The sequence below is a fragment of the Aeromonas sp. ASNIH7 genome (genome assembly GCF_002903485.1).
Lineage (GTDB): Bacteria > Pseudomonadota > Gammaproteobacteria > Enterobacterales > Aeromonadaceae > Aeromonas > Aeromonas caviae.
The window spans coordinates 103,697-123,233 of the sequence record NZ_CP026226.1 but is presented as its reverse complement, the minus strand read 5'-3'; the positions used below and the strand labels follow the sequence as shown (position 1 = coordinate 123,233).

At 51.2% G+C, this 19,537-nt stretch carries 14 protein-coding genes; all 14 read left to right on the top strand.

All coding sequences use genetic code 11. From position 1 onward, the window contains the following. The first annotated feature begins 14 nt into the window (after window positions 1-14). Complete coding sequence (locus C2U47_RS00545) at window positions 15-1,553, top strand: type I restriction-modification system subunit M (protein ID WP_103261347.1); 1,539 nt, start codon at window positions 15-17, stop codon at window positions 1,551-1,553. Further along, window positions 1,550-2,737 (top strand): restriction endonuclease subunit S, encoded by a 1,188-nt coding sequence (locus C2U47_RS00540; RefSeq protein WP_103261346.1) that lies wholly within the window; start codon window positions 1,550-1,552, stop codon window positions 2,735-2,737. The genes C2U47_RS00545 and C2U47_RS00540 overlap by 4 nt, the downstream gene beginning before the upstream one ends. Continuing rightward, entirely contained in the window at window positions 2,734-3,420 is a 687-nt protein-coding gene (locus C2U47_RS00535; RefSeq protein ID WP_103261345.1) for a UPF0149 family protein, read from the top strand. Before C2U47_RS00540 ends, C2U47_RS00535 begins: the two co-directional genes overlap by 4 nt. A gap of 114 nt (window positions 3,421-3,534) precedes the next feature. After that, window positions 3,535-5,064: an AAA family ATPase gene (locus C2U47_RS00530; protein ID WP_103261344.1), complete on the top strand. Its 1,530-nt coding sequence runs from the start codon at window positions 3,535-3,537 to the stop codon at window positions 5,062-5,064. After that, complete coding sequence (locus tag C2U47_RS00525) at window positions 5,055-6,548, top strand: VWA domain-containing protein (protein ID WP_103261343.1); 1,494 nt, start codon at window positions 5,055-5,057, stop codon at window positions 6,546-6,548. The genes C2U47_RS00530 and C2U47_RS00525 overlap by 10 nt, the downstream gene beginning before the upstream one ends. Further along, window positions 6,545-9,823 (top strand): type I restriction endonuclease subunit R, encoded by a 3,279-nt coding sequence (locus tag C2U47_RS00520; protein ID WP_103261342.1) that lies wholly within the window; start codon window positions 6,545-6,547, stop codon window positions 9,821-9,823. The genes C2U47_RS00525 and C2U47_RS00520 overlap by 4 nt, the downstream gene beginning before the upstream one ends. 4 nt (window positions 9,824-9,827) lie before the next feature. Next, entirely contained in the window at window positions 9,828-10,619 is a 792-nt protein-coding gene (locus tag C2U47_RS00515) for a M48 family metallopeptidase (protein WP_024946118.1), read from the top strand. A gap of 441 nt (window positions 10,620-11,060) precedes the next feature. Beyond that, window positions 11,061-11,933, top strand: coding sequence for a TnsA endonuclease N-terminal domain-containing protein (locus C2U47_RS00510; RefSeq protein WP_069785179.1), 873 nt, complete (start codon window positions 11,061-11,063; stop codon window positions 11,931-11,933). After that, window positions 11,923-13,692 carry a transposase gene (locus C2U47_RS22790; RefSeq protein ID WP_158657381.1) on the top strand — a complete coding sequence of 590 codons (1,770 nt, stop codon included), beginning with the start codon at window positions 11,923-11,925 and terminating at the stop codon, window positions 13,690-13,692. Before C2U47_RS00510 ends, C2U47_RS22790 begins: the two co-directional genes overlap by 11 nt. A gap of 69 nt (window positions 13,693-13,761) precedes the next feature. Next, a complete protein-coding gene (locus tag C2U47_RS00500) occupies window positions 13,762-15,036 on the top strand; it encodes an IS4-like element ISApu2 family transposase (protein WP_011191341.1) in 1,275 nt (424 codons plus the stop codon). A gap of 10 nt (window positions 15,037-15,046) precedes the next feature. Further along, window positions 15,047-15,478, top strand: a complete 432-nt coding sequence (locus tag C2U47_RS22785) for a hypothetical protein (protein ID WP_158657380.1) — start codon at window positions 15,047-15,049, stop codon at window positions 15,476-15,478. Between the two features lie 2 nt (window positions 15,479-15,480). Next, window positions 15,481-16,920 (top strand): AAA family ATPase, encoded by a 1,440-nt coding sequence (locus C2U47_RS00495; RefSeq protein ID WP_103261340.1) that lies wholly within the window; start codon window positions 15,481-15,483, stop codon window positions 16,918-16,920. Beyond that, entirely contained in the window at window positions 16,917-17,876 is a 960-nt protein-coding gene (locus tag C2U47_RS00490; protein ID WP_082189295.1) for a TniQ family protein, read from the top strand. The genes C2U47_RS00495 and C2U47_RS00490 overlap by 4 nt, the downstream gene beginning before the upstream one ends. Before the next feature lie 3 nt (window positions 17,877-17,879). After that, on the top strand, window positions 17,880-19,502 hold the full coding sequence (locus C2U47_RS00485; RefSeq protein WP_082189294.1) for a TnsD family Tn7-like transposition protein: 1,623 nt from the start codon (window positions 17,880-17,882) through the stop codon (window positions 19,500-19,502). Window positions 19,503-19,537 lie beyond the last annotated feature (35 nt).

The window sequence follows — 19,537 nt, the reverse complement described above, 5'->3', positions numbered from 1 at the left end:
AGGAATTGTGACTTATGACTACCTCGATAAACCAGGACGATATCAACAAGGCCCTCTGGTCTGCCTGCGACACCTTCCGGGGCACTGTCAGCCCTGATACCTATAAAGATTTCGTGCTCACCATGCTGTTCCTGAAATACATCTCCGATGTCTGGCAGGATCACTACGATGGCTACAGGGCCGAATATGGTGATGAGCCGGAGCTCATTGAAGAGATGCTCAAAAACGAGCGCTTCGTGCTGCCCAAACAGGCCAGTTTCTACAGCCTGTTCGAGCGTCGCTTTGAACCGGGCAACGGCGAGCGGATCGATCAGGCGCTGCACGCCATCGAAGAGGCCAACGGCACCAAGCTCAAAGACGCGGGCAAGAGCGTGTTTCAGGACATCAGCTTCAACACCGACCGCCTCGGCGAAGAGAAGCAGAAGAACACCATACTGCGCCATTTGATGGAAGACTTTGCCAAGGATGAGCTCAACCTCAAACCGAGTCGGGTTGGCACCCTGGATGTGATCGGCAACGCCTACGAGTATCTCATCAAGAACTTCGCCGCCAGCGGCGGCCAGAAGGCGGGGGAGTTCTATACCCCGCCCGAAGTTTCCGATCTCATTGCCGAGCTGCTGGAGCCGATACCGGGCGACACCATCTGCGATCCGGCCTGTGGCTCGGGGTCACTCTTGATGAAGTGCGGCCGCAAGGTGGTGGCAAACCATGGCGAGAAACACTACGCCCTCTACGGTCAAGAGGCTATTGGCTCCACCTGGTCGCTGGCCAAGATGAACATGTTCCTGCACGGGGAAGACAACCACAAGATCGAGTGGGGCGACACCATCCGCAACCCCAAGCTACTGGATAAAAACGGCGACCTGATGCGCTTCGATATCGTGACCGCCAACCCGCCCTTTTCGCTGGATAAATGGGGTTATGAGGAAGCGGGGAACGATAAGTTCGGTCGCTTCAAGCGCGGGCTGCCGCCCAAAACCAAGGGGGATTACGCCTTTATCCTCCATATGATTGAAACCCTTAAGCCCAAGACTGGCCGCATGGGGGTAGTGGTGCCCCACGGCGTGCTGTTCCGGGGTTCCAGCGAGGGCAAGATCCGTCAGCAGCTGATCGACGAGAACCTGCTCGATGCGGTGATCGGCCTGCCAGAGAAGCTCTTCTATGGCACCGGCATCCCCGCCGCCATCCTGATCTTTAAAAAGCAGAAGGTGGATGACAATGTGCTGTTTATCGATGCTAGCCGCGAGTTCAAGGCGGGTAAAAACCAGAACCTGTTAAGCGCGGACAATATCGCCAAGATTGTCGCTACCTATCGCAACGGCGGCAATGTCGATAAATACGCCTACCTTGCCTCGCTCAAAGAGATCAAGGAGAACGACTACAACCTCAATATCCCCCGCTATGTGGATACCTTCGAAGAAGAGGAGGAGATCGATCTGCTGGCGGTGCGGGCCGAGCGCGAACAACTGAAAACCCAGCTGGCCGAGCTGGAAATCGAGATGGCCAACTATCTGGAGGAGCTGGGATATTATTCACAAGGTGGCTTGCAATGAAACATCCTGCTGATTGGAGCTACAAACGGTTAGAAGATGTAGTTTCTAGAAAAAAGTATGCGATGGTTGATGGCCCTTTTGGTAGTAACCTGAAGTCAGAACACTACAAATCTGAAGGTGTGCCTGTTCTGCAAAGTGGATTTGTCACATCAGGAAAATTCTCAGCAGATAAGTATGTTTATGTTGACCATCAACTATTCAACGAACAAAAAAGAAGCGCTGCTAAAGGTGGTGATATTCTAATGGCAAAGATTGGGGCGCAAGCTGGACGATGCGCAATCATTCCTCAGTCCCATCCAGAAGCCATTATTGCTGGCAACTGCCTCAAGTTATCTTTTGACGATAACGACACGGAATTTTTTAGTTTTGTTCTATGTTTCAACTATGAAAGGGATGGTCTTTCAGAGATTAAAACAGAAACCGCACAACCAGCGATTAGCTTGAAGAGTTTAAAGGCATACAGAGTCCCCGTTCCCCCACTCCTCGAACAAAAGAAAATTGCCAACATTCTCTCCACTTGGGATAAGGCGATCAGCACCACCGAGCAACTGCTGGCCAATAGCCAGCAGCAGAAAAAATCGCTGATGCAACAACTACTCACCGGAAAAAAGCGCCTGCTGGATAACAATGGAGTTAGGTTTAGTGGGGAGTGGGAAAGTAAGTCTCTATCAGACATAGCAGAAGTCTATCAGCCAAAGACTATATCGCAGTCAATGTTGACTGAAACTGGTTATCCCGTTTATGGCGCAAACGGAATTATTGGCCTCTACGAAGAATTTAATCACGCAACTGAGCAAATCGCGGTTACTTGTCGGGGTAGTACATGCGGCGTTGTTAACTGGACTCAGGCTCAGTCATGGATTACAGGGAATGCAATGGTTATTAATACCGATAATTTTCCCGCTATAAGTAAAAAGTTCCTCTTCTATGTATTGGATGGAAGCAATCTGTCGTACTTAATATCAGGATCTGGCCAGCCACAGATTACGGGAAATATAAAAACTCACGTGGTGAAAATTCCCGCACTAGAAGAACAACAAAAAATCGCCACCATACTCTCCACCGCCGATCAAGAAATTATTGCCCTGCAACAAAAGCTCGATGCCCTAAAGCAGGAAAAAAAAGCGCTGATGCAGCAACTGCTGACTGGCAAACGGCGGGTCAAGGTGGAAGTGGCCGCATGAAAAAAGTGACCCTTCACCCCATGACCGAGGCCGACGTTGAGTGGTTGGAGCAGCGGCTGATGGAGTATGGCAACGACGATTCGATGCTGAGTCTGTCGGCACTCGACGGCTTTCTGACCGCCGTGCTTTCCGGCCCCAAGCTGGTATCGCCGAGCCAGTGGTGGCCGGCACTCTGGGGCGGCATGCCCCCCGAGTGGTCGTCCGAGCGGGAGATGAAACGGGCGCTGGACCTTATCATCGGCCATATGAATATGCTGGCCCATACCCTCTGTTATCAGCCCGAGCACTTTATCCCTGTGTTGATGGTCAATCTTTTCGAAGAACAAGAGATCTGCAACGCCGAAGAGTGGTGCTTTGGCTATTTGCGTGGCATGGCGCTGGGGAACTGGTCAGCCTTGCCAGAGGAGCTGGATACCTGGCTTGAGGTGATCCGCCTGCATGGCAGCGATGACCAATTGCCACTGCTTGCCAGCCTGTCGCTGCCGGAACATCAGCAGAGCGTGGCCGAAGTGGGCCCTGCCGCGTTGAAATTGCACGCCTATTTTCTCGCCCAACGGGGGCCAAACAGGGGGCCTGTAGCGGCGCCATCGGTGAAACCGGCCAAGGCCCCTGCCAAGGTCGGGCGCAATGAGCCCTGCCCCTGTGGTAGCGGCAAGAAGTACAAGCAGTGCTGTTTGCACTGATCAGGCGCTCGGCCCGTACCCTCAGTGAGGGTGACGGCCAGGCGAATGGCGAGCCTTGGTTGCATCGCATCACCATAAAAATTAAATAAGATAAACAGTCAGTTAGGGATAAACATGAAATTACAACAACGGATGGAACGGCTGGTCAACGCGGTATGTGAAGGGATGTTTGAGCGGGAGGAGGTGATCTCGGTGGCACTGCTGGGTGCCTTGTGTGGTCAGAATACCTTTCTTTACGGCCCACCCGGCACGGCCAAAAGCCTGATCTCCCGTCGCATCGCCTGTGCCTTTGCCAATCCGGCCTACTTCGAGTATCTGATGAACCGGTTCAGTACCCCCGAGGAGGTCTTTGGCCCCATCTCGATCAAGGCACTCAAAGAAGATCGGTATGTTCGTAAAACCGAGCATTATCTGCCCCAGGCCGATTTCGCATTTCTGGACGAGATATGGAAATCGAGCCCGGCGATCCTCAATACCCTGCTGACACTTATCAATGAGCACACCTTTCGCAATGGCGAACAGATCGAGCAGGCCCCACTGAAAGCCTTGGTGGCTGCGTCGAATGAAACACCCGATGCCAATCAGGGGCTGGATGCGCTGTATGATCGCTTTATCATCCGCCTGATGGTCGGGCCCATTGAGCAGTCTGATAATTTTGAACGATTGCTGGCGTGTAAACCGACCGAGGCGGCTATCAGGATTGATGACTCGCTTGTTGTGAAGGCCGATGAGTGGGCTAAATGGCGAGAGCAACTGCATGAGGTGAGTTTGTCACCGGAAACCCTGACTATTATTCGCCTGATCCGCAGTGAACTCGCCACCAAATATGACAAACTGAAGGTCTATGTTTCCGACCGCCGCTGGCAGCGGGCGACCCAACTGCTCAAGGCCGCGGCCCTCTTTAATGGCCGCAGCGAAACCAATCACAGTGATGCCTTGCTATTGCGGCACTGCTTGTGGACCCATGAAGATAATCGTGTTGCCGTTAACGATATTGTTGAGCAAGCGGTTAAAAATAGCGGTTTTGACAGTGGTATTAATCTGGCAGAGATCGATCTCAAAAAAACGTTGCTGGATAAAGAAATTCACATTGAGCTTTTTTGTTCAGATGATATTTACGATGTTGTATCATTGAGTCGTTCTGTTAAAGGTGAAAAATATTTCAAAGTTAAGAATGAATTAAATAGATATACCGGTTCACCAGCGTATATATACTTTTCAACAAAACGTATGTACAAGTCGGGGGAATTTCATCCACTTGACGAGGCTGGCAATGAAATTGACGAACTGAATTGCGAGTTTGATAAGCAGGGAACATGTAAAGTATCTTATTCTCGCCGTGTTTACCTTAGTGGTTCATTTGAATTCAAACCCAAAGTGTTGTTTCATAAGGGCGATAAAAAACCGGATATCAATCAACGTCTGGTTGATTCCCTCTCATCTTCAGTGACAGAGGTCAGAGCGCAGCTGAGTGCCATATTGGACAAGGTGGAGACCTTGCAGCAGGGATATGAACAGCGTCTTGCATCCATATTTGTCCCGGTAGAAAAAGTAGCCATTGCGCTCGATGGGATTACGGAGCAGATAAGCCAGCTCAAGCTGCGTATCAAGGATTGCGAACGGCTGGAAGCCTTATGCAAATAAGTCAGGTGGAGAGTGCGTCGCTTCTCGCTCACAGAGAACTCCGCGACAGCTATGGTGGATTGCTGGCTCACTCCAGCTCGCTGACCAGCCAGGTCACGCAGAACATAGAGGAGTGGAAGAGAGATACTGAGGCAGCGTTGACCAACGAGTGTCCATTCGCCGGGCATGCCCACAAGCTGAACCATTGGCGAAAAGAGAGTGCGCTTGGCGATATATCCAAAACCTCTTTTCAAGGGGCGGTGAAGGATTATCTCGCGCTCTGTAAAGCCAGCCAGCACCCGGCGGATCCGCCATTTTGGCAAAAGCAGGTTGCCGATAGTTTCGGTCAGGATGCGGAGCCGCCGAGTGCGGATAAGGCCGTCAGTTGCCAACTGCTGGCTACTGAATGGCAAAAGGTGCTGGATAAAGCCAGCAATAGTTGGGAGCTGGCCAGGATCGAGCAGCTGCGTCACCAGTTAATGGAACGATTGGAGAGCATGCTCAAGCTGTTGCAGCAGTTGCAACCTTTGCTTGAAGCGTTGGGGCTGGATCCGGGGCGGCTGGTTGATCTCTCCAGTGGCCAGCTCTGTGCCCAAGATCTGGCCCAGTTCCAAAAGTGGGCAAGCTATCTGGCAAACGACAAGGGGCTGCATGCGTTATGCGACTTGCTCGGCAAGATCCGGCAGATTGAACTCTCCGAAAAGATTGAGCGGGTGAAGGTCAACCACGTTCTGGATCTCTGTCTGCCCGATATCAACTCCCGAGAGGAGATAGTGGGTATTCGGTTGGGGCGAGATCTGGAGCATGTATTACCCAGCGAGAAAGCCCTGTTGGCTGATGACGAGACCGCATTGCTGTTTGATTTGAAGTTCGTCGAGTCACGACTGATGAGCTTTGATATGGCTGGTATACAGACTCAACATCAGCATGTTGAAAGGGAAGAGGAGAGGCAGGTCAACGAAGAGGAGAAGCGCGGCCCCATGATCCTCTGCGTTGATACCAGTAGCTCGATGAGCGGTGCGCCCGAGACGATCGCCAAAGCCATGACGCTATTTCTGGCAACCAAAGCGAGAGAGGAGCAACGTCCCTGTTACCTGATTAACTTCTCTACGGGTATCAAGACGTTGGAGTTGAGTGGAGAATGGGGCCTTGCGTCGATAATCGACTTTCTGAAAATGTCGTTTCATGGCGGTACTGATGCGACACCAGCCCTTGGCCATGCGTTGAAAACCATGGCCGCAGAGACATACCAAAAGGCTGACCTGCTGATGATTTCTGACTTCATCATGGCGGATCTGCCACCGGCGACCCTGGCAAATATCGAGCAACAGCGTGGTAAGGGTAACCGCTTTTACTCTCTGGTGGTCGGCTCTGCCTATATGGTTCAGCGGCTAAAGAGTCTCTTTGATCATGAGTGGGTATATAACCCGACGACGAGTACCATTCATGAGTTGATCGGCTTTCAGCAAAAAATTGACAACCAGTTTGAGGCATCCCCGTTATGAAGGCCTTGCCGAAATTTCAAGAAGAGTACAGCGCCAAGATCCCGGCCCTGACCCTGCTGACCCAGTTGGGCTGGACTTTCCTCTCCCCTGAACAGGCGTTGGCGGCGCGGGATGGCAAGGCCGATCAGGTAGTGCTGCGTCAACAGCTACGCAGCGTATTGGCCGATCGCACCTTTGTGTTTGCGGGCAAGACCTATCCGCTTTCCCCTAAGTCAGTGGACAATCTGGTGAGCGAGCTGTGTAGTCCGGCCCTGAATGAAGGGTTGCAGGCGGCCAACGAGCGGCTCTATAACCACCTGCTCTATGGCATGTCCGTCACCGAGTTTGTTGATGGCAAGAAGGTGAGCCCCACCATCCCCCTGATTGACTGGCACAATCCGCACAATAACCGCTTTACCTTTACCGAAGAGTTTCGGGTCACCCGCGCAGGGGGCATCGAGTCGCGTCGCCCGGATATCGTCTGTTTCGTCAATGGCTTGCCCTTAGTGGTGATCGAGGCCAAGCGCCCGGATGGCAACGCCAAAAAAGGGCCGACCATCAACGAGGGGATCTCCCAGAGCCTGCGCAACCAGCGCCCGGACGAGATCCCGCTGCTGTTTGCCTACAGCCAGTTACTGCTCTCCATTAATGGCATCGAAGGGCGATATGGCACCTGCGGTACGCCGGAGAAGTTCTGGGCCGCCTGGCGTGAGGAGGACATCGGTGATGGCGAGATGACGGCCATCAAGAATCAGCCGCTCTCATCCGAACAACGCTCTGCCCTGTTTAGCCACCGGCCCGCCGCCGACCTGAACTGGTATCAGTCTCTGGTTGCGGCGGGCGAACTGGCCGTCAGCGATCAGGATCGGCTGCTCATCAGCCTGCTTTCCCCGGAGCGGCTGCTGGAGATGACCCGGCTGTTCACCCTGTTTGACAAGAAGGCGGGCAAGATAGTCGCCCGCTACCAGCAGGTGTTTGGCATCAAGCGGTTGATCGAGCGTATCAACCAGAAACGCCCAGATGGCGGGAGAGAAGGTGGGGTGATCTGGCACACCACCGGCTCGGGCAAGTCGTTCACCATGGTGTTCCTTAGCAAGGCGCTGATCCTGCATGACAGTTTGAAACAGTGCCGCCTGCTGGTGGTGACCGACCGGGTGGATCTGGAGAGCCAGCTCAGCAAGACCTTCGCCTCCAGCGGCGAACTTGCGGGCAAGAAAGATAAAGAAGCGGCCATGGCTACCTCGGGCAAGCGGCTGGCCGAGCAGATCGGTAAGGGCAGCGAGCGGATCATCTTCTCGCTTATTCAGAAGTTCAACTCAGCGACCAAGTTGCCGGAGTGCATCAACAAGAGCCCGGATCTCATCGTGCTGATCGATGAGGGCCACCGCAGCCAGGGGGGCGAGAACCATGTCCGCATGAAGCTGGCATTGCCCAACGCCGCGTTTGTGGCTTTTACCGGCACGCCGCTTCTCAAGGATGACAAGACCACCAATAAGTTTGGCCCCATCGTCCATGCCTACACCATGCAGCGGGCGGTCGAGGACAAGACGGTGACGCCGTTGCTCTACGAGGAGCGCATTCCCGATCTGGAGGTCAACGAGCGGGCTATCGACAGCTGGTTTGAGCGCATAACCCAGGGGTTAAACGAGCAGCAGCAGACCGATCTGAAACGCAAATTTGCCCGCAAGGGCGAGATCTACAGCGCGGAAGATCGCATCAAGCTGATTGCGTTCGATATCGCCAGTCACTTTTCAAACCACATTGTCGAGGGGCTCAAGGGCCAGCTGGCCTGCGATAGCAAAGCCTCGGCGGTGCTCTATAAAAAGTACCTCGACGAGGCGGGGCTGTTCGAGTCGGCGGTGGTGATGAGTCCGCCCGACAGCCGGGAAGGCAACACCGAGGTCGATGAATCGACCACACCGCTGGTCACTCAGTGGTGGAAGGAGAATGTCGGCACTCAGGATGAGCAGGTATATTCCAAAGCGCTTATCGAACGCTTTGCTGATGAGAATGATCCCCTCAAGTTGCTGATCGTGGTAGACAAGCTGTTGACTGGCTTCGATGAGCCAAAGAACACAGTGCTCTATATCGACAAGCCACTCAAAGAGCACAACCTGATCCAGGCGATTGCGCGGGTCAACCGGCTGCACCCGAAGAAGCAGTTCGGTCTGCTTATCGACTATCGCGGCATCTTATCCGAGCTGGATACCACTATCGGCAAGTATCAGGATCTCGCTTCCCGCACCCAGGGCGGCTATGACGTTGACGACCTCAAAGGCCTCTACAACCAGATGGGCACCGAATATAAGCGGCTGCCTCAGCTCTACCAGACCCTGTGGAACATTTTCGCCGGGGTGAAGAACAAGCAGGATATCGAGCAACTGCGTCAAGTGCTGGTGCCCAAGATGGAGGAACTGGACGGCGAACTGGTGGATGTGAACCTCAAGGTGCGAGAAGACTTCTACGAGGCTCTCACGGCGTTTGCCAGTTGCCTGAAAGTGGCGTTGCAGTCGGCCTCTTTTTTCGAGGACAGCGCCTTTAGCGAGGCGGATCGTCGCCACTACAAAGAGACGGTGAAACAGCTCTCCAGCCTGCGCCAACTGGTGCAACAGGATGCAGGTGAGAAGATTGACTACGACGAATATGCCGAGCAGGTGAAGAAGCTGCTGGATAAGCATGTGGTCGGTGTAGAGGTCAAAGAGCCGGGTGGCTTCTATGAAGTCGGCAAGATGGGCCAAAAACAGCCAGAAGAGTGGAACGAGAACAAGACCCGTAACGAGACCGACATCATCAAGACTCGCGTCACCCGCATGATCGAGCAGGAGCTACGCGACGACCCCTACGCTCAGGAAGCCTTCTCCAAGTTACTGCGCCAGGCCATCGAGGAAGCTGAGAAGCTGTTCGAGCACCCGCTCAAGCAGTACATGCTGTTTCGGGAGTTCGAAGAGCAGGTGCAGGAGCGGCGTCTGAGTGACATTCCTGACGCCTTTGCCGGGCATCGTCACGCGCAGGCCTACTTTGGGGTGTTCAAAAAGGTACTGCCGGAGGTGTTCGCCATTACCGACAGCCAGGTACAGGAGAAGTGGATAAAGCTGGCCTTTGAGATCGATACGGTCGTGGATGCATCGGTGGCCGAGCACTCCATCAACCCGCAGAACATCGAGGCGGGTATTCGCAAGCAGTTGCTGCCGCGTATGTTCCAGGAGTGCAAAGCAATCGGCAGTGGTATGGAGCAGGCCAAGAAGATTGTCGAGATGGTGGTGCAGATCACCCGAGTCGGCTTGAGCGGAGTCTGATCAGATGAATGTGCCTATTCGGGTCAAGGGCGATGCTCAGCCCCAGGCTCCAGCTCCATCCTTTAGCTTTCGCTACGGCGATGAGCGGATCGCCTTCGAGCGGGTGCAACGGAGACAGGCTAGCGGCAAGGTGCTTATCAAGGTGCATCCCGATTGCCGCGTCGTGGTCTCGGCCCCGCGTGAGACGGCTGATGATGCGGTTCTCGCAGCGGTAAAGCAGCGCGGACGCTGGATCTACGAACAGTTACGCGACTTTCGCCAGCAGTTGGAGCACGTCACCCCACGCCAGTACATCAGCGGTGAGAGCCACTATTACCTCGGCAAACAGTACCTGCTCAAGGTGATCAAAGCCCCTGATTCGGTGCAGGGGGTCAAGATGTTGCGTGGCAAGCTGGAGGTATCGGTCAGGAGCCTAGTCACTGATAGCGCAAAGAGAGCCGAGAAAGTCCAGGCACTGCTCGCTGACTGGTACAAGGCTCGTGCCAGGGAGGTGTTTGCCAGACGACTCAATGCCATGCTCGATCAGGCCATCTGGGTCACCGAGCGTCCGCCCCTGCGCATCCTGACCATGCAGACCCAGTGGGGCAGTTGTTCCCCCAATGGCCGGATCACGCTTAACCCGCATCTGGTCAAAGCGCCCCGCGAGTGTATCGATTACGTGATCCTGCACGAGCTCTGCCATATTGCTGAGCACAATCACAGCGAGCACTTTTACCGGCTGATGGGTCAGGTGATGCCCGGTTGGGAAAAGACCAAAGCGAAGCTGGATGGCATGGCTAACCGCTTGTTGACGTGAGTTATCCGCTCGTCAGTCACCCACAGCCCGGCAGGCCACCCTTGCCGGGCTGAATTTTTTGTTATGGATGCATTGATTACTCTTCGCATGGAGCCTTTTGTAGCCAAAAACGGACATTTTTTCTGAGCGGAATCATCAATCGCTTCAGAATAATGTTCTATATCCGCCATCCTCTTATGTCAAAAAAGGAATAAAAAACATTTACTTATTATTTATAAAAATAAATATTCGTGATTATGTATGCTTATGTGATTTTTTATAACTATATGTTTTTTAAGGTGAAAAATGAAATTGTGTTGAGTGTGGCATTTTTGCCATGATAGCGTCGATAGTTATTATTTATAAAAATAAATAAGTTAAAACAATGGCTTACGCTCGCTCTTGCGGTTGACGATCCCCTACCCAGTTACTAGGTTGTATGCAGGTCAGGTAGGAGTAGTCATGCAGCAAAAAACGGTTCAGCAGCCCATCGTCACCGATGCGGAGATCGCAAAAACAGAACGGTACAACCGCAGTATCCAGGCTCGGGGGTATCGGCCCTGGGTCACGGTGCGGCAGTCCCATACCTATGGTCAGGGGCAGATTGTGTATAGTCACAAAACTCGGCGTGAGCATCATCTGCTGAGTCGTGGCGAGAGGGCACCATTTTTCTATTTCGAACGCGATCCAACTGTTATCGACATTCTCGAACAGTATCCGTTACCACTGCATGAAACGCTCAAAATTGCGGCATCTCTGCACATTGTCCATCCTGGTAATTACATCGATCGAGTTAATTATGGGGGCCGTATCCCTGCCAAAACTATGACTCAGGATTTTGTCGTGCTGAGGCAATCCGATAGTGGTAAAGCACGATTGACAGCATACAGCTTTAAATATTCTGATGCACTGGATCCTGCGATCACAAGTCCCCGAGTCGTTAATCGAACACGAGCAAAAGAGAAAATTGCCCTTGAGTATTGGCGCACTCAAAATATTGATCATGTGTTGTTAACGGAAAAAAGCTTCAATAAAACACATATATATAATCTGGAATTTCTACGTGAGTGCTTTGATATGCCTGAGTATATTCAGGTATCTGAGACCATATACCTCATTGTATTGGGACGTATCAAACATCACCTGATTGCCCATCCCTCAAATACGTTGTTAGTGTTGATCCAGCAGGTGGCCAAGGAGTTGAATATTTCTGACGTGCAGGTGAAATGTGTATTTCAATATGCAGTTTACCATGGTGTTATAATCGTTGATCTTACGCAACGTTTAGAGTTGTATAGGCCTGTGCCATTCAACGAGGTGGTTCATGCGAGTTAACCAGAAACTGATCACTAATACAAATGGTGGTTCAGAGTTTCTGATTGTCTCTATTTGTTATGACATGGGGTTGTTAGCTGTAAGTGAATTATTGGATGGGCCACCAAAACGGCCGATCAATCTATTAATAGAGAACGTCGAGTCTAATATTGAAAGTGGTGAGTGGACTCTGGCTGAACATCAATTTCCACAAGTTTTGTTTTTCTCTGATAGTGAGCTAGAACCTCAATGGATCAAGATTCGCAATGAGAGACTGGCTGTAATTAGTCCGCTGCTTAGTCAGCCTGAATTGTTACATTGCTATTTATATGGTGATGCAAGTGGTATATTGAAAACGTTGATTGAAAATTCCGGTCGAAGTAGGAAATACATTTGTGCTCAATTGAACAGTTATTTCATTTTTGGTTCATTTCCAAATTCATTGCTCCCACACTATTTTAATTGTGGCAGCAACTTTCAACTGCCAGATGTGCCCTTAGGTCAGAGAGCAACCAAGAGCGGCCCAATTACGCGATATGGTACACCATATCGTGGCATTACACGGCGAGATATTATACAGATTGAGCGCTTTTCAAAATCTATTAAATCTGGCTCGGAAGTGAGGTTGTCAGAGCTATACTTTGACTATTGTTTGAAATATGAGTGTGTCAATGTTTTACCGAAGGGTGTTGAGGATTGTGACATAGCAGAACCAATTAAAATGTTACTTCATAGGGAAGATTTAATATCACCAAGAATATTTAAATATCATCTAAAAAAATTCGTCAGTAATCTCACGTTCCTGAAAAAACGAGTAGGCAGTATTAATTATTCTCGTGACCATGCAGGAAAGCCTGGTCTTGCCCGTGCGGGCCTGAGGGGGCCAACGTCACGATATGAAATAGACAGTACTATTGCCGATGTTTACATCCGTTACCCGTACAGTAACGATGAACTACTGAGTACTGGAAGACCGGTTATATATTTTGTCGTTGATACCGCCAGCAGTATGATTGTTGGATTGCATGTCGGTTTCGACTCGCCTTGTTGGCATGGAGCAAGTCAGGCTCTATTCAATGCGATGAGCAGTAAGCAAGCGTTTTGTAGGCAGTATGGTGTGGAGATCGAAGAGGCTGACTGGCCCTGCAATTTACCATGTCGTGAATTAACGTTCGACCGGGGCTCTGAGAATACTGATACCAATATTTGCAGCCTGCTGCGCGGACTCATTGGTATCACAGTCGGTAATTTTAATGCCTATCATCGCGGGGATATGAAAGGCCAAGTGGAGAAAACTTTCGACATTATTCAGACTCTAGCGATCCCGTTCGAGGCAGGCAAGGTGGTTAAGTATCCACATAAGGAGGATCAGCACGCATCTCGTCGCCCCCTGCTGACGTATGAACAGTTCATGTATCGACTCATTAATATCATTATCTATTCAAATAATCATCGTCAGCGCGTGACCTCGCACAACCTAGAAATGTCACGTGATGGGGTTGGTTTTACTCCTCGTGATGTATGGAACTGGGGTCTGAAAAATTCAGTGATGGTGAGGCCTGTTCCCATAGACCGCCTGCGATTTGCGCTGTTGCCAGAGGATGAGGCTACGGTGCGTGCTGAGGGGATATTTTTTCGAGGCCTTTACTATAGCAGTAATGAAATTGTTCGAATGCAGTGGCTGGATCAGGCGAAAAATCTCGGACGTTTCAAAATCAGAGTCAGGTACATAGATACATGTACTAATTCATGTACAGGATCTTTAGCTACAACCAATTGAAATAGATAGAAAAAAGGCTTCGTTTGTGATCTGATTTAATCGCAAAAAAAAACCGACACGCCCGAAGCCATGACTATTATCAATGCAACCCAGTACCTCAAGCAACTTCTTAGCTCTTCTGAACTCAACCGGATCGGTAAATTTACCGGTTTTTGTCAGCGACTCCGGGATATCCAGCCTGCGAGACTACTCCCGGCTCTGCTCTCAGGGCTTGGTTGCGACAAGGTGGATGGTATTGCTGGTTTGCATCGCCATTTCAATGCGTTGCAGCTCCATGATACTGACCAAATAGCGTATAAACCCTTTCACAACCAGTTACGCAAGCAGGGTTTTCCCTTGTTCATGCGCGCACTGGTTGAACGAGCCATCGCCTTACGCCTCAAGGAGTGTCTACCGGACGCCCACGGACTGGCAGGCTTTGAGCAGGTACTGCTGCAGGACGGGTCGTCATTCGCGTTACATCCGCAATTGGCAGAACATTTCCCGGGCCGATTCAATAAGCACAGCCCCGCTGCGGTAGAGTGTCATATGACCATGTCCTTGCTGGACCAGTCGCCGATATCGATGAGTATCACGGCGGATACCGAATCGGAGCGCAAGCATCTTCCGGCCGCAAATTCGTTAAATAACAAACTGTTATTGGCGGATGCCGGTTACATCAGCCGCGAGTACTTTGCTGATGTGACCAAAGCCAAAGGAAGCTATCTGGTCAGAGGGAGTCAAAATCTCAATCCCAAAGTACAGGCAGCTTACCGACAGGACGGCAGGGAAATGCCCAAGTTACTCGGAAAAAAGCTCAAGGATATCGATCGGAGAAGCTGCAGAGCCGAGGTTCTGGATCTGGATGTGAGTTCGGGAAAGTATAAATATCGACTCATAAGACGTTGGTTTGCAGAGGAAAAACGGTTCTGTATATGGATGACCAATCTTCCGCGTGAGCGATGGCCAGCCGAGAAGGTGATGGCATTGTATCGTTGCCGTTGGCAGATCGAACTGTTGTTCAAAGAGCTGAAATCACATAACCGGTTGAAGGCGTTCGCGACACGACAAAAAGCGATAGCGGAAGGCTTGATCTGGGCTAGTTTGCTGGCCTTGCTGGTCAAACGTCGGCTGGCGCTGACGCTGATTGGCAGCGCGGAGTTATCGATGTTGAAGATTGCCAAAAACAGCGCGCTTTGGTTAATGCCGATATTGGCGAGCATCATCCATGGTGCGTGGCAGGAAATAACAGAGAAGTTGGAGTGGGCAATGGTGTATTTATCCAAAAACGGCAAAAAGAGTAGGCAGAGAAAATCCAAGCAAAACAACACGTTAGACGGTATTATTAATTCGCTTGCCGCTTAAGGTTCTGTACATGTGTACTAATTATCTTTGGTTTAAAACTGAGGAGAGTGATGAGGTCTATCAGGTTGAGCTGACAGATCGCAGTGAGGCATATCGGAATCAGGTTTGGGCAAATGTCATGCATCGCCTGTATATTGTTAAACAACAATTGGCTGCGTTGGATGAGAAGAGATTCAATGCTCGCGCAGTGTTAGAAATGGACTTTCGCGAATGTGATGAGGTAATTCGAAAAACTAATCGTGGACTGAAAAAATCCACTGCAAAAAATATACAGTCAGGAATGAAAAGCCATAAACAGGTCGAAGGGAACTTGCAACGTCATCATGAGGAAATGGCTATTGCTGCTGATTTAAGAAATCCATGTCAGCCAGATAATTATATTAAAAAAACACCCAGTCAGAACCTTGCTGATCCGACAATATTTACAGTTCAGGAGAAATAGTCATGGCCGCACCTCAATATTACCCACATCCCAATTCAAAATATCGGGGAAACCCCTATATCGAGGGGCTTGGCTTGCCGCTCTCAACGGCACAATTTTATGCGAACTGTGAGATCCCTTTTCAGTGTGATCTGGATCTTACAGGGGTGGATGAATCGCTGCATTCATATTTTATCCGCACTGCCATAGATCAACTGGCGGACGTGTATACCTCCCCAGATGAGGCGTACCGTTTATATGACCAGATACGACGGATGATCGAGGCTGGGTATGCTCGACGCAATCCAATTGGGGCCGATGTACGCCGGATATTAGCTGCGATTGATCGTGACAAGGCCGAGCCATGGAAAGCTTCACATGTATTGGAACTAGAATTGTCAGTTCAGTATAGCCTGTTACTGCTAGGGCTCAGTGGACGTGGGAAGAGCACGATGGTTAGGCAAATTTGCCAACAGATACCACAAACGATAGATCATGATCGCTATACGGACATGCATGGTCACGAAATTATTGTGAGTCGAGTGCAGGTGACCTATTTGTACATTGAAATTCATGATCGCCGTGGCCAAAAAGCACTTTTGCTGAACTTGTTAGAATCACTCGACGCTGTCACTGGTGAGAGTTATAGCCATACCCATAGAAACCGCTCTGTTAATGAGTTGATTTCGGTAGTGCAAAAATCGTTTATCGGCCATGGGGTTGGTTTGCTGATCCTTGATGAAGCGCAGAACCTGGCCAGGTCTGCCAAGAATGAAGTGATCAGTAACAACGAGAAAACGACCATGAAATTTTTAGAGGAACTATTAAATCGAGTGGGGATCCCGTTGATGTTTGTCGGAACATTGGCCACGATGAAATTGTTTGATAGCGAAATGACGCTAACCCGCCGAGCAACTAAAAATGGATTTATGCAGTTGGTGAGCTGCGATATACATAGCTCATTTTGGCTGCGTTTTATCCGCCTGATATGTCAAACCAGATTTCTGAAAAACCAGAAAACATCAGAGGATGTATTACGCCAACATATACATTATTTGAGTGCCGGTATCCCGGCTATTGCAACCAGTCTAGTTCGCGCCACGCTATCATATCTAACCCTGCTGAAACCAACAGATCAAGATCTCTCGATCGCTGCATTGGACTTATGTTTCAATCGCGAATTTAAAATCCTCCAGCCTGCGTTGAGTGCTCTGCGTAAGGGTGATTACTACCAATTTGAGGACCTATCGCCGATGTTACTGCTCGAATCAGTGGGAAATAGTCAGGTTGTTGATGGAGACACATATTCAGCAGAGGGAGAAATCCTGCTGCAAGGTGAGGTTAAAATCACCAAAAAGCTGCCAAAAACAGAGGAAAAGAAGCTAAAAACTTTAGAGCAATTATCCCCGGATTCATTGCTGGGGCAACTCGGTTACTCTGTAGATAAGGGGCCGTGCAAATGATCCTCCATCGGTTGGAGTTGCTACCTGGTGAGCATTTAGGGGCGGTAGTTGGCCGGATGCATGTGCTGAGCACGCACGGGACGTTTACTGCAACGGCCCAGATGCTGGGGCTGAGCAGCCCACAAATCCGTCCCCATCGTTTATGTCATCCCGACGATCCTGTCCTCGATACCCAATTTCGGGCCCGACACGTTCAACGCACGTGGCAGGATCACTCTGTCGGCAATTATTTAGCTTCTTTTTTGACTCCGGATGAGCAGAGGATAGTGGCATCAGCACTGGTGGGCCGTTCCCAGCTTCGGTTACGGGTGACTGGCCTGCACAATGTACAACACCAATATTGGCGCTGGTGCGCAGACTGTATTGCCGAGGATTATGAGCTCCATGGTATGCCCTACTACCACCGAGATCATCAACTGCCAGGAGTGTTCCATTGTCATCGGCATCAACGCGGTTTGTCTGGTCACTGCGCAGGCTGTGGTTTTTCTGCCAAATTGTTGTCGGAACAACTGATCCCACCCTACGATAGCCTCTGCCCCCATTGTGGACACTGGATGGGGGGATACGATGGTCATTTTACCGAGCGGATGCACGAGATCGAGTTGGCATCGCTGGCATTGGCCCAGTCCGCGAGTGCTCTCACCCTGTGTGCGCTAACTCAGCTGGTGACTGATTCGATGGGCATCTCGGGCGAGGCGATGCGCACGGTCAAAAGTATCAAAACGATCAATGCGTGGTTTCAGCAGATGGACTCGCAATGTGATCCCCTGGCACTTACTGCGTATTTCACCAATAGTGGGGGGCCAGGTCAGGTATGGCAATTACCCCCACAGCTGCGCAATGCACGGGGCTACCATGAGAAGTCAGCCCGAGATCCGTTGCACCCTCTGGCCCATCTAATGATGTTGCAGCATGCAGGCGTCGATCTGGTGGAGCTCTTGGGATCTGAGGGGTGATCGGTGTTGACCTCGGTGATCCCCACCTATATTCCTGGCGAGTCGGCCTACAGCTGGGTCAGCCAGTATTTTGTTCATTCGGCATACAGTGATCGAAACCATTTTTGTAACCAGCTATTCCACTGTCCTGCTGTTCGGTTGCATCCGGCATTACCAGGCCATATTGAGGCGGCTGCCCAGGCGGCGGGGGTGGATCCGCAATACCTGCTGCACCATGGCACGGGTTTCCCGCTTTATGCCCTTACGTTGAGAGACAAGCTGCAAGTCGACAACCTGGCATCTGCGATGTTGGGTGAAGGGAAGGGGCTGATGGCCCTGTCAGGACAAGCGGCCAGCAAGCTGGCTTTTGGCGGTGTCTGCCTGAAATGGTGTTCCGCCTGCTTGCGAGAGGATGAACAGGCCGTAGGATGTGGATATTGGCATACGGCGCATCAACTGTACGGGGTCACGGCCTGTGCCAAGCATGAGCTACGATTGCAAACCCTGGCGGCCAGTGCGGGAGGTATTGATCGGCGACTGCTAATACCGGATCCCGAGATACCCTGTGAACCATCGCGACCATCCGAACAGGAACTCTATCTCTCTACATTTATCACTGCTCTGCATCGGTATCTGTGCGTCCAGTCGCCAACGGAGTCGCTAGCGGAGCTGTACCAGCGATGGCTCGGGCAACAGGGCTATCTGACGGCCAGAGGCCATCTGCGTAGCCAGCCCCTGTTGCAGGCCATGACGGAGTTCTGGCAGGGGTTGTTTGCCGATATAATGCCAACAGTGCCACCGGGGCTGGCCAACTATCGATACGTCTCGGGGCTGGTGCACGGCAACCGCAATCACCACTACCTAAAGCATGCGATGTTGATGGCGTTTGTAAGCCGTAGCCCAGCGGAATTTTTTTCTATCAGTAGCCCACCTACGGTGCAGATACAATCCACTATGCCTAGCGACGGACAGCTATCAGAAACAGCAATACTGACATTGTTGGTGAAGCGAGTTCCCATGCGACAGATTGCCTGCCAGACCGGATACAGCATCGGCTATATCAAACAACTCGCCCTGAGACACAATCAACCGGTTGATCACCGTGCCAAGCGCATTACAGCTGAAGTTGAGCGGGGAATATGGCGTCAGGCGTTCATGGGGGGATCACGGCAGCAGATCGCGCACAGTCATGGCGTTTCTGTCGGGGCGGTCGAAGCCATTATTCAGAGCCACCAAGGGCTGTCTGACTGGCGACGGCATTTGAGAAGGGTTAACCGTCTCCGTGAGCACCGTGTAACGGTGGCTGCATATTTGGCAAAACATGCTGATGCTAGTCGAGGCTTTGTCGAGCAGGTGTGCAGAACGGCTTTCACCTGGCTCTATAAACATGATCGTGCCTGGTTGTATCAACAGTTACCTGCCGCCAAGCGAGCAGTTCACCATCCCAGTGTGGATTGGGAAGAACGGGATAGGAAACTGGCTGAGCAACTGGGGCTGCTGGCCGAGCAGGCAAGCTCTCTATCTGCATTGGAACGGGCAGTCGATAGGCCAGACTGCCTGAGGAAATACAAAACACGTCTACCGCTCAGTTACGCATTGGCTGTGCGGCTGGTTGCGGCGTATGCCGCTCAACATCCTATGCCCTGATGCTCGCCGTCGATACCTATACAGGTTCTGATATC

What these genes read in the sequence shown, in the direction of transcription:
- C2U47_RS00525 (WP_103261343.1), top strand. Translation starts at nt 5,055, where the DNA reads ATGCAAATAAGTCAGGTGGAGAGTGCGTCGCTTCTCGCTCACAGAGAA.
- C2U47_RS00515 (WP_024946118.1), top strand. Translation starts at nt 9,828, where the DNA reads ATGAATGTGCCTATTCGGGTCAAGGGCGATGCTCAGCCCCAGGCTCCA.
- C2U47_RS00530 (WP_103261344.1), top strand. Translation starts at nt 3,535, where the DNA reads ATGAAATTACAACAACGGATGGAACGGCTGGTCAACGCGGTATGTGAA.
- C2U47_RS00510 (WP_069785179.1), top strand. Translation starts at nt 11,061, where the DNA reads ATGCAGCAAAAAACGGTTCAGCAGCCCATCGTCACCGATGCGGAGATC.
- C2U47_RS00545 (WP_103261347.1), top strand. Translation starts at nt 15, where the DNA reads ATGACTACCTCGATAAACCAGGACGATATCAACAAGGCCCTCTGGTCT.
- C2U47_RS00535 (WP_103261345.1), top strand. Translation starts at nt 2,734, where the DNA reads ATGAAAAAAGTGACCCTTCACCCCATGACCGAGGCCGACGTTGAGTGG.
- C2U47_RS00495 (WP_103261340.1), top strand. Translation starts at nt 15,481, where the DNA reads ATGGCCGCACCTCAATATTACCCACATCCCAATTCAAAATATCGGGGA.
- C2U47_RS22785 (WP_158657380.1), top strand. Translation starts at nt 15,047, where the DNA reads ATGTGTACTAATTATCTTTGGTTTAAAACTGAGGAGAGTGATGAGGTC.
- C2U47_RS00490 (WP_082189295.1), top strand. Translation starts at nt 16,917, where the DNA reads ATGATCCTCCATCGGTTGGAGTTGCTACCTGGTGAGCATTTAGGGGCG.
- C2U47_RS00540 (WP_103261346.1), top strand. Translation starts at nt 1,550, where the DNA reads ATGAAACATCCTGCTGATTGGAGCTACAAACGGTTAGAAGATGTAGTT.
- C2U47_RS22790 (WP_158657381.1), top strand. Translation starts at nt 11,923, where the DNA reads ATGCGAGTTAACCAGAAACTGATCACTAATACAAATGGTGGTTCAGAG.
- C2U47_RS00500 (WP_011191341.1), top strand. Translation starts at nt 13,762, where the DNA reads ATGACTATTATCAATGCAACCCAGTACCTCAAGCAACTTCTTAGCTCT.
- C2U47_RS00520 (WP_103261342.1), top strand. Translation starts at nt 6,545, where the DNA reads ATGAAGGCCTTGCCGAAATTTCAAGAAGAGTACAGCGCCAAGATCCCG.